At 50.1% G+C, this 6,185-nt stretch carries 11 protein-coding genes; 10 read left to right on the top strand and 1 reads right to left on the bottom strand.

Annotation, left to right across the window (positions count from 1 at the left end; all coding sequences use genetic code 11):
- The 3 genes from tuf to bfr form a co-directional block, all read left to right on the top strand.
- The coding region (gene tuf / locus OGV89_RS14480; protein ID WP_058842576.1) for an elongation factor Tu at positions 1–1,041 on the top strand (1,041 nt) is incomplete at its 5' end.
- A 185-nt stretch (positions 1,042–1,226) separates the two neighbouring features.
- A complete protein-coding gene (gene bfd / locus OGV89_RS14475) occupies positions 1,227–1,421 on the top strand; it encodes a bacterioferritin-associated ferredoxin (protein ID WP_003031111.1) in 195 nt (64 codons plus the stop codon).
- 71 nt (positions 1,422–1,492) lie between these two features.
- Positions 1,493–1,969 carry a bacterioferritin gene (gene bfr / locus OGV89_RS14470; RefSeq protein WP_003031113.1) on the top strand — a complete coding sequence of 159 codons (477 nt, stop codon included), beginning with the start codon at positions 1,493–1,495 and terminating at the stop codon, positions 1,967–1,969.
- On the opposite strand, the gene OGV89_RS14465 is transcribed toward bfr, so the two are convergent.
- Positions 1,966–2,433 (bottom strand): prepilin peptidase, encoded by a 468-nt coding sequence (locus OGV89_RS14465; RefSeq protein WP_057102440.1) that lies wholly within the window; start codon positions 2,431–2,433, stop codon positions 1,966–1,968. The genes bfr and OGV89_RS14465 overlap by 4 nt on opposite strands.
- Positions 2,434–2,812: 379 nt before the next feature.
- On the opposite strand from OGV89_RS14465, the gene rpsJ reads away from it, so the two are divergent.
- The 7 genes from rpsJ to rplV are packed head-to-tail and all read left to right on the top strand — an operon-like array spanning position 2,813 to position 6,182.
- On the top strand, positions 2,813–3,124 hold the full coding sequence (gene rpsJ, locus OGV89_RS14460) for a 30S ribosomal protein S10 (RefSeq protein ID WP_001181005.1): 312 nt from the start codon (positions 2,813–2,815) through the stop codon (positions 3,122–3,124).
- 32 nt (positions 3,125–3,156) lie between these two features.
- Positions 3,157–3,786 carry a 50S ribosomal protein L3 gene (gene rplC / locus OGV89_RS14455; RefSeq protein WP_003031117.1) on the top strand — a complete coding sequence of 210 codons (630 nt, stop codon included), beginning with the start codon at positions 3,157–3,159 and terminating at the stop codon, positions 3,784–3,786.
- A 10-nt stretch (positions 3,787–3,796) separates the two neighbouring features.
- Positions 3,797–4,402: a 50S ribosomal protein L4 gene (gene rplD, locus OGV89_RS14450; RefSeq protein ID WP_003031119.1), complete on the top strand. Its 606-nt coding sequence runs from the start codon at positions 3,797–3,799 to the stop codon at positions 4,400–4,402.
- Positions 4,399–4,701 (top strand): 50S ribosomal protein L23, encoded by a 303-nt coding sequence (gene rplW / locus OGV89_RS14445; RefSeq protein WP_000617546.1) that lies wholly within the window; start codon positions 4,399–4,401, stop codon positions 4,699–4,701. Before rplD ends, rplW begins: the two co-directional genes overlap by 4 nt.
- A gap of 17 nt (positions 4,702–4,718) precedes the next feature.
- Entirely contained in the window at positions 4,719–5,540 is an 822-nt protein-coding gene (gene rplB / locus OGV89_RS14440) for a 50S ribosomal protein L2 (RefSeq protein ID WP_000301869.1), read from the top strand.
- Between the two features lie 16 nt (positions 5,541–5,556).
- Positions 5,557–5,835, top strand: coding sequence for a 30S ribosomal protein S19 (rpsS, locus tag OGV89_RS14435; protein ID WP_001138115.1), 279 nt, complete (start codon positions 5,557–5,559; stop codon positions 5,833–5,835).
- Positions 5,836–5,849: 14 nt separating this feature from the next.
- The gene (gene rplV / locus OGV89_RS14430; RefSeq protein ID WP_000448832.1) at positions 5,850–6,182 is read left to right on the top strand and encodes a 50S ribosomal protein L22; all 333 of its coding nucleotides are present in this window, start codon (positions 5,850–5,852) and stop codon (positions 6,180–6,182) included.
- Positions 6,183–6,185: the final 3 nt, after the last annotated feature.

Below are 6,185 nucleotides of genomic sequence, written 5' to 3'. Positions count from 1 at the left end.
CAGATCGATAACGCGCCGGAAGAAAAAGCACGTGGTATCACCATCAACACTTCTCACGTTGAATATGACACCCCGACTCGCCACTACGCACACGTAGACTGCCCGGGCCACGCCGACTATGTTAAAAACATGATCACCGGTGCTGCGCAGATGGACGGCGCGATCCTGGTTGTTGCTGCGACTGACGGCCCGATGCCGCAGACTCGTGAGCACATCCTGCTGGGTCGTCAGGTAGGCGTTCCGTACATCATCGTGTTCCTGAACAAATGCGACATGGTTGATGACGAAGAGCTGCTGGAACTGGTAGAAATGGAAGTTCGTGAACTTCTGTCTCAGTACGATTTCCCGGGCGACGACACTCCGATCGTTCGTGGTTCTGCTCTGAAAGCGCTGGAAGGCGAAGCAGAGTGGGAAGCGAAAATCATCGAACTGGCTGGCTTCCTGGATTCTTACATCCCAGAACCAGAGCGTGCGATTGACAAGCCGTTCCTGCTGCCTATCGAAGACGTATTCTCCATCTCCGGTCGTGGTACGGTTGTTACCGGTCGTGTAGAGCGCGGTATCATCAAAGTTGGTGAAGAAGTTGAAATCGTTGGTATCAAAGAGACTGCTAAGTCTACCTGTACTGGCGTTGAAATGTTCCGCAAACTGCTGGACGAAGGCCGTGCTGGTGAGAACGTTGGTGTTCTGCTGCGTGGTATCAAACGTGAAGAAATCGAACGTGGTCAGGTACTGGCTAAGCCGGGCTCTATCAAGCCGCACACCAAGTTCGAATCTGAAGTGTACATTCTGTCCAAAGACGAAGGCGGCCGTCATACTCCGTTCTTCAAAGGCTACCGTCCGCAGTTCTACTTCCGTACTACTGACGTGACTGGTACCATCGAACTGCCGGAAGGCGTAGAGATGGTAATGCCGGGCGACAACATCAAAATGGTTGTTACCCTGATCCACCCAATCGCGATGGACGACGGTCTGCGTTTCGCAATCCGTGAAGGCGGCCGTACTGTTGGTGCGGGCGTTGTTGCTAAAGTAATGAGCTAATTATTGATTAATTAGCTTTGAGCTTAAAAAGGGCGCTTCGGCGCCCTTTTTGCTGCCTGCTATTTAGTAGCTGTCATATTTATTCGCATTTTTTATTCATTCTCCCGCCGCGTAAATAGCGTTGTGCTATTGTAATCATAACTATTCTCATTTACACTTTGCGCAGAAATTGAACGGGAGCGATCATGTACGTTTGTTTGTGTAATGCGATAAGTGATAAAAAAATACGTCAGGCTGTTCGCCAGTTTCACCCTCAGTCCTTTCAGCAATTACGTAAATTTATTCCTGTAGGAAATCAATGCGGTAAGTGCATTCGTGCTGCCCGTGAAGTCATGCAGGATGAGTTAACGCAAATGCCAGAATTTAAAGAGATCGCCTAAGTCACACTCTTTTTTTTGACATCCCTGTAGCCCCATCTACGCTCTAAGAGTGGAAGCGGAGGGACTATAAAATGAAAGGTGATGTTAAAATCATAAATTATCTCAATAAACTATTGGGAAATGAGCTTGTCGCGATCAACCAGTATTTTCTCCATGCTCGTATGTTTAAAAACTGGGGACTGACTCGCCTCAATGATGTTGAGTACCATGAATCTATCGATGAGATGAAACACGCTGATAAATATATCGAGCGTATTTTATTCTTAGAAGGGCTCCCGAACTTGCAGGATCTTGGCAAGTTGGGTATTGGCGAAGACGTTGAAGAGATGCTGCAATCCGATCTTCGACTCGAGTTGGATGGGGCGAAAGATCTGCGTGAAGCCATTGCCTATGCCGATAGCGTTCATGATTATGTCAGCCGGGACATGATGATCGAGATCCTGACTGAAGAAGAAGGGCATATTGACTGGCTCGAAACTGAGCTGGACCTGATTGCAAAACTTGGCTTGCAAAATTATCTGCAATCGCAAATAAAAGTCAGTGACTAACCGCCCTGTATCAGATTTACCCAGCCAATAACGAAACCCGCAGTCGCCAGATATGGCCCAAAAGGCAGCGGGTTTTTTAGCATCTGTCTCCCGTAACGGACGCAAGAAATCCCGGTGAGACAACATGCCATGCCCGTGGCAAGTAAAACCAACAGTGGCAATGATTCCCAGCGATGCCATGCGCCCAGTGCGGCAAGAAATTTGACATCACCAAAGCCTAATCCTTCCTGTCGGCATATCAAACGATACCCCCAGTAGAACAAAGCAAATACCCCATAGCCCGCTACGGCACCCCAAAGCGCGTCGGATAACTGTGCAGGTCTGCAGCACTGATGATAAATAAGACCGCCCCACAAAAGAGGGCAGGTAAATTTGTCGGGCAGCAACCCGGTACGCAGGTCATAGACTAAGAGCAACCCTGATAGCGAAACATAAATCAGCAGAAAGGGGAGGTCGATGTACATGGGCAAATCTCATTTGGTAAAGAGTTTACCTTCGGGTAAGCCCGCCGGCCCTACAAGTCCCGGATGTGAGTTATGGATGCTCTCTTCCACGGAAAACGCGTTGCATCACAGGACATACAATCAGAGTGGAAGGAGGCCCGCATTTATGAACGAGTGATTAATTTCTACGCGGCACTTGCTTAAGACTGAGATTTACGTATAATGCGCGGGCTTGTCTAATATTGACAGCGGTTCGATATGAGCCACCGGTACTGCGAAAGCAATACCAGACAATGTTCCCAATCGGGGAACTCTGTAAGAACGGTTACACTCTCCCATCAATCGTAATGGGTTTGAGGAGTAACTATTTCGTCTATAAAATAATTGGAGCTCTGGTCTCATGCAGAACCAAAGAATCCGTATCCGTTTGAAAGCGTTTGATCATCGTCTGATCGATCAATCAACCGCGGAAATCGTCGAGACTGCCAAGCGCACTGGTGCGCAGGTTCGTGGTCCGATCCCGCTGCCGACCCGCAAAGAGCGTTTCACCGTTCTGATCTCCCCGCACGTCAACAAAGACGCGCGTGATCAGTACGAGATCCGTACTCACAAGCGTCTGGTTGACATCGTTGAGCCAACTGAAAAAACCGTTGATGCTCTGATGCGTCTGGACCTGGCTGCCGGTGTAGACGTGCAGATCAGCCTGGGTTAATCAGGTCATCGAGCGATTGAGAGGTTGATACAATGATTGGTTTAGTCGGTAAAAAAGTGGGTATGACCCGCATCTTCACTGAAGATGGCGTATCTATCCCAGTAACCGTTATCGAAGTTGAAGCAAACCGCGTTACTCAGGTTAAAGATCTGGCTAACGATGGCTATCGCGCTGTTCAGGTTACCACCGGTGCTAAAAAAGCTAACCGCGTAACTAAGCCGGAAGCTGGCCACTTTGCTAAAGCTGGCGTAGAAGCTGGCCGCGGCCTGTGGGAGTTCCGTCTGGCAGATGGTGAAGAATACACCGTTGGTCAGAACATTAGCGTTGAACTGTTTGCTGACGTTAAAAAAGTTGACGTAACCGGTACCTCTAAAGGTAAAGGTTTCGCTGGTACCGTTAAGCGCTGGAACTTCCGTACCCAGGACGCTACTCACGGTAACTCCTTGTCTCACCGCGTTCCGGGTTCTATCGGTCAGAACCAGACTCCGGGCAAAGTGTTCAAAGGCAAGAAAATGGCAGGTCAGCTGGGCAACGAACGTGTAACCGTTCAGAGCCTGGACGTAGTACGTGTTGACGCTGAGCGCAACCTGCTGCTGGTTAAAGGTGGTGTTCCGGGTGCGACCGGTTGCGACCTGATCGTTAAACCAGCTGTGAAGGCGTAAGGGGATAGCAATGGAATTAGTATTGAAAGACGCGCAGAGCGCGCTGACTGTTTCCGAAACTACCTTCGGTCGTGATTTCAACGAAGCGCTGGTTCACCAGGTTGTTGTTGCTTATGCAGCTGGTGCTCGTCAGGGTACTCGTGCTCAGAAGACTCGTGCTGAAGTAACTGGTTCAGGCAAAAAGCCGTGGCGCCAGAAAGGTACCGGCCGTGCGCGTTCAGGTTCTATCAAGAGCCCGATCTGGCGTTCAGGTGGCGTGACCTTCGCTGCTCGTCCACAGGACCACAGTCAAAAAGTTAACAAAAAGATGTACCGCGGCGCGCTGAAAAGCATTCTGTCCGAACTGGTACGTCAGGATCGTCTGATCGTTGTCGAATCATTCTCTGTAGAAGCGCCTAAAACTAAGCTGCTGGCACAGAAACTGAAAGACATGGCTCTGGAAGATGTGCTGATCATCACCGGTGAGCTGGACGAAAACCTGTTCCTGGCTGCGCGCAACCTGCACAAGGTTGACGTACGCGATGCAACTGGTATCGACCCGGTTAGCCTGATCGCCTTCGACAAAGTCGTAATGACTGCTGATGCTGTTAAGCAAGTTGAGGAGATGCTGGCATGATTCGTGAAGAACGTCTGCTGAAAGTGCTGCGCGCACCGCACGTTTCTGAAAAAGCGTCTACTGCGATGGAAAAAACTAACACCATCGTTCTCAAAGTTGCTAAAGACGCGACCAAAGCAGAAATCAAAGCTGCTGTGCAGAAACTGTTTGAAGTCGAAGTCGAAGTCGTTAACACCCTGGTAGTTAAAGGGAAAGTTAAACGTCACGGACAGCGTATCGGTCGTCGTAGCGACTGGAAAAAAGCTTACGTCACCCTGAAGGAAGGCCAGAATCTGGACTTCGTCGGCGGCGCTGAGTAAGTCGGAGGAGTAATACAATGGCAGTTGTTAAATGTAAACCGACATCTCCGGGTCGTCGCCACGTTGTTAAAGTGGTCAACCCAGAGCTGCACAAGGGCAAACCTTTTGCTCCGCTGGTTGAAAAAAACAGCAAATCCGGTGGTCGTAACAACAATGGCCGTATCACCACTCGTCACATCGGTGGTGGTCACAAGCAGGCTTATCGTATTGTTGACTTCAAACGCAACAAAGACGGTATCCCGGCAGTTGTTGAACGTCTTGAGTACGATCCGAACCGCTCCGCGAACATCGCGCTGGTTCTGTACAAAGACGGTGAACGCCGTTACATCCTGGCCCCTAAAGGCCTGAAAGCTGGCGACCAGATTCAGTCTGGCGTTGATGCTGCAATCAAAGCAGGTAACACCCTGCCGATGCGCAATATCCCGGTTGGTTCTACCGTTCATAACGTAGAAATGAAACCAGGTAAAGGCGGTCAGCTGGCACGTTCCGCTGGTACTTACGTTCAGATCGTTGCTCGTGATGGTGCTTATGTCACCCTGCGTCTGCGTTCTGGTGAAATGCGTAAAGTCGAAGCAGACTGCCGTGCAACTCTGGGCGAAGTTGGCAATGCTGAGCATATGCTGCGCGTTCTGGGTAAAGCAGGTGCTGCACGCTGGCGTGGTGTTCGTCCTACCGTTCGCGGTACTGCGATGAACCCAGTCGACCACCCACATGGTGGTGGTGAAGGTCGTAACTTTGGTAAGCACCCGGTAACTCCGTGGGGCGTTCAGACCAAAGGTAAGAAGACCCGCAGCAACAAGCGTACTGATAAATTCATCGTACGTCGCCGTAGCAAATAATTTTAGAGGATAAGCCATGCCACGTTCTCTCAAGAAAGGTCCTTTTATTGACCTGCACTTGCTGAAGAAGGTAGAGAAAGCGGTGGAAAGCGGAGACAAGAAGCCCCTGCGCACTTGGTCCCGTCGTTCAACGATCTTTCCTAACATGATCGGTTTGACCATCGCTGTCCATAATGGTCGTCAGCACGTTCCGGTATTTGTTTCCGACGAAATGGTCGGTCACAAACTGGGTGAATTCGCACCGACTCGTACTTATCGCGGCCACGCTGCTGATAAAAAAGCGAAGAAGAAATAAGGTAGGAGGAAGAGATGGAAACTTTAGCTCAACATCGCCATGCTCGTTCTTCTGCTCAGAAGGTTCGCCTTGTTGCAGACCTGATTCGCGGTAAGAAAGTGTCGCAGGCTCTGGATATTCTGACCTACACCAATAAGAAAGCGGCTGTACTGGTTAAGAAAGTCCTGGAATCTGCCATTGCTAACGCTGAACACAACGATGGCGCTGACATTGACGATCTGAAAGTTACGAAAATTTTCGTAGACGAAGGCCCGAGCATGAAGCGCATTATGCCGCGTGCAAAAGGTCGTGCAGATCGCATCCTGAAGCGCACCAGCCACATTACTGTGGTTGTGTCCGATCGCTGAGAC

It is taken from the genome of Citrobacter sp. Cf125 (assembly GCF_030333935.1).
In the GTDB taxonomy this organism is placed as follows: domain Bacteria; phylum Pseudomonadota; class Gammaproteobacteria; order Enterobacterales; family Enterobacteriaceae; genus Citrobacter; species Citrobacter freundii.
Note: the sequence above shows the minus strand (reverse complement) of the source record. Positions and strands in the feature narration are given on the sequence as shown.

Bases quoted from the DNA above. Each gene is read 5' to 3' on its own strand.
- bfr (WP_003031113.1), top strand. From the start codon at position 1,493: ATGAAAGGTGATGTTAAAATCATAAATTATCTCAATAAACTATTGGGA.
- rpsS (WP_001138115.1), top strand. From the start codon at position 5,557: ATGCCACGTTCTCTCAAGAAAGGTCCTTTTATTGACCTGCACTTGCTG.
- rplV (WP_000448832.1), top strand. From the start codon at position 5,850: ATGGAAACTTTAGCTCAACATCGCCATGCTCGTTCTTCTGCTCAGAAG.
- rplC (WP_003031117.1), top strand. From the start codon at position 3,157: ATGATTGGTTTAGTCGGTAAAAAAGTGGGTATGACCCGCATCTTCACT.
- bfd (WP_003031111.1), top strand. From the start codon at position 1,227: ATGTACGTTTGTTTGTGTAATGCGATAAGTGATAAAAAAATACGTCAG.
- rplB (WP_000301869.1), top strand. From the start codon at position 4,719: ATGGCAGTTGTTAAATGTAAACCGACATCTCCGGGTCGTCGCCACGTT.
- rplD (WP_003031119.1), top strand. From the start codon at position 3,797: ATGGAATTAGTATTGAAAGACGCGCAGAGCGCGCTGACTGTTTCCGAA.
- rplW (WP_000617546.1), top strand. From the start codon at position 4,399: ATGATTCGTGAAGAACGTCTGCTGAAAGTGCTGCGCGCACCGCACGTT.
- OGV89_RS14465 (WP_057102440.1), bottom strand. From the start codon at position 2,433: ATGTACATCGACCTCCCCTTTCTGCTGATTTATGTTTCGCTATCAGGG.
- rpsJ (WP_001181005.1), top strand. From the start codon at position 2,813: ATGCAGAACCAAAGAATCCGTATCCGTTTGAAAGCGTTTGATCATCGT.